2 protein-coding genes are annotated in these 2,557 nt (G+C 53.5%); both read right to left on the bottom strand.

Translation table 11 applies throughout. From position 1 onward, the window contains the following. A partial coding sequence (locus HMPREF2796_RS00520; RefSeq protein WP_210385325.1) for a hypothetical protein occupies positions 1 to 823 on the bottom strand: 823 nt, incomplete at its 3' end. 33 nt (positions 824 to 856) lie between these two features. Next, on the bottom strand, positions 857 to 2,086 hold the full coding sequence (locus HMPREF2796_RS00515; protein ID WP_070630209.1) for an ATP-binding protein: 1,230 nt from the start codon (positions 2,084 to 2,086) through the stop codon (positions 857 to 859). Between the last annotated feature and the right edge of the window lie 471 nt (positions 2,087 to 2,557).

The following is a 2,557-nucleotide window of genomic DNA, read 5'->3' as shown; positions in this document are numbered from 1 at the left end:
GGCAGAAGGCTTCCCAATCAGCAAGGTGCACAACGCGTGTGCCGTCTGCTAACTGGTGTACATCGGAAGCGCAGGCGGTGTGCCAATAGGTGTAAAACGGAAGTTTGGCGATGTCGGCTTCCAATACGGCAGGGTCATTATCCTGTTCTGGCGTATGCACAATCGGCAGGCCGAAATAGCTGTATTGGCCGTCTACGGCTTGGTTGTCTGTGTGGTCGGTTTGGCAGCGGTGTTTACCGGTACGAACAAACCGGCGGCAGAATGCGTTCCAATCGTGCAGAAATACGGCGGCTTGTCCGTCTATCAGGCTTTGGGCGGAACCGATGCTACTGTCCCGCCAAAATGAATAGAACGGCAATTCGGCGATGTGGCGCTCCATGACGACTGGACTGTTGCCCTGTCCTGCCGTCCGCATCACCGGAACACCGAAACAGGCGGTTTCAGGCAAAGCATGTGCAGGCTGCATGAAGGCGTTTCGCAGCATAACGGCCGCTTCGGCAGGGTCAATACCCAAAATGTCTATGGCAGGTTGCATAGTTGCGGGCAGGTCGCAAAAGCAGCCTGCACCTTCAGGCAGGCAATACACCGAGTTGTGTGTATGGGCCAGCGGTGCCGCCCATTGAGTAATGGGCGGGGTGCGGATTCGGCTGCCTGCGGCAAAGCGCCCCGACCCGTCTTGTGTGACCGTGCCGTACACCACGGCATAATCGGATTTGCCGGGCGTGTGGTAGCGCGTGAAGGTCCAGTCGGTGAGCTTGCAGGAGATAAGGGCGCCGTCGTGGAAATGTTCGGATGGGATGGGGTTGGCGGGGGTGTTGGGCATAGTTCATTCCTTGAAGGGCGGTTTCAGGTAGCCTCAAACATAGGCCGCAGGCACGGCAACCAAATTCTCCGCCAACCAGATTTTTTGCGGGTACTGGTTGATGATCGTGCCGTGGGCGATGCCCAATTCGTTTGCCGGCAGCGTGTTGCGCAGCAGGTTGAAAGCGGCGGCCATTTTTTTATTGGGATTGGCGGTGGCTTTGATTTCAACGGGGTACAGCATCTGCTGGTGTTCGATCAGTAGGTCGATTTCTTTTTGATTGGTGTCGCGGTAAAAATAAATCGGCGGTTCTTGGCCTTGGTTGTGGAAGGATTTGATGATTTCGCCCACGACAAAAGTTTCAAAAAACTGCCCGCTCTTGGCTCCGTTTTGAATGGTTTCCGGCGTCAGCCATTTGGTCAGGTAGGCCATCAGGCCGGTGTTCAGCATATAGACTTTCGGGGTTTTGATGGCGCGTTTAAGGTGGTTGTTGCCATAGGGTTGCAGCAGATAGACGATGCTCGATGTTTGCAGCACGGTGAGCCAACGCTTGACGGTATCCACCGATACGCCGATTTCCTGGGCCACGCTGCTGTAATTCAATAATTCCCCGCTGCGGGCGGCAATAGCAATCATGAACCGAGTGAAATCGCCGCTGCTGCCTACATTGACCAATTGGCGCACGTCGCGTTCGATATAGGTGGCGACATACGAGGCATAGTAAACCTGCCAGTCGGTTGCGGGTTGCTCGTATAAGCGCGGCATATCGCCGCGGTGGATAATCTGCCAGATATTTTCGTGTTCGGGTAGCCTGAATACGGGTTTCCGGTTGGCCAAATAACCTTCGTCCGGCACAAAGGCCGCCTGAAAATCATCGCCGCGCATTTCGCGCCACGACAATCCGTTTAATTTCAATACCGCAATGCGCCCGGCCAGACTTTCGCTGACGTTTTGCATCAACTCAAAAGCCTGAGAACCGGACAGCAGGTACAGGCCGTTCTGCTTGCGCCGGTCTATATCCATTTTCAGCAGGGGAAACAGTTCGGGGGCGTATTGGACTTCGTCCACAATCAGCGGCGGAGTGTGGTTCAATAGGAACAGTTGCGGCTCGTTTTTGGCTTGGTCGAGCAGCAAGGGATCGTCTAAGGTAAGGTATCCGTATTCGGGCGCAATGTGCTGAAGCAGTGTGGATTTACCGACCTGCCGCGCACCGGTCAGCAACACGGCGGGAAATTGGGCGGACAGCTTTTGCAAGACAGATTGCAGGTGACGTGGGTAATACATAACAAAATCCAGTTTAACTTAAGACTGAATCTTAGATTAAACTGGATTTCTGTGCAATACATCTTATTTTGTGTGGTAATGATGCCGTAGGTCACACCGCGAAACAGCCGCCATATACACTCCTCGTTATACAGGCGGACATGGTTCTCGGGTGTGATGCGCCGCTCATTTTGGCTGTTGGGCAGGTCATCAACAATGGAGACCGGGCTGCATGAAACGGTAGATTCTCCAGCGGTACAAAAGTTACGTAAAGAGTGAACAGCATTGAGCAATCAGCGAGCATAACAAGAAGTAGCTGATGATGCTTACAGATACGCTAACCCGACTAAAAAAAGAACCGCTCTTTCCAGTTAGGCAAGCTGACCGACAAAGGCACATCCGAACCACTGCTGAAACCAGAACATGCTCTTTCGCAGCTACAGAGCGTTTTTGACAGGGTTCAGATGGCGCTAAGGGGGTGAAATCATGGAG

This window comes from Eikenella sp. HMSC071B05 (genome assembly GCF_001811325.1).
Taxonomy (GTDB): domain Bacteria; phylum Pseudomonadota; class Gammaproteobacteria; order Burkholderiales; family Neisseriaceae; genus Eikenella; species Eikenella corrodens.
Note: the sequence above shows the minus strand (reverse complement) of the source record. Positions and strands in the feature narration are given on the sequence as shown.

Excerpts from the sequence above, each read along its gene's own strand:
- HMPREF2796_RS00515 (WP_070630209.1), bottom strand. The coding sequence starts at position 2,086 with ATGTATTACCCACGTCACCTGCAATCTGTCTTGCAAAAGCTGTCCGCC.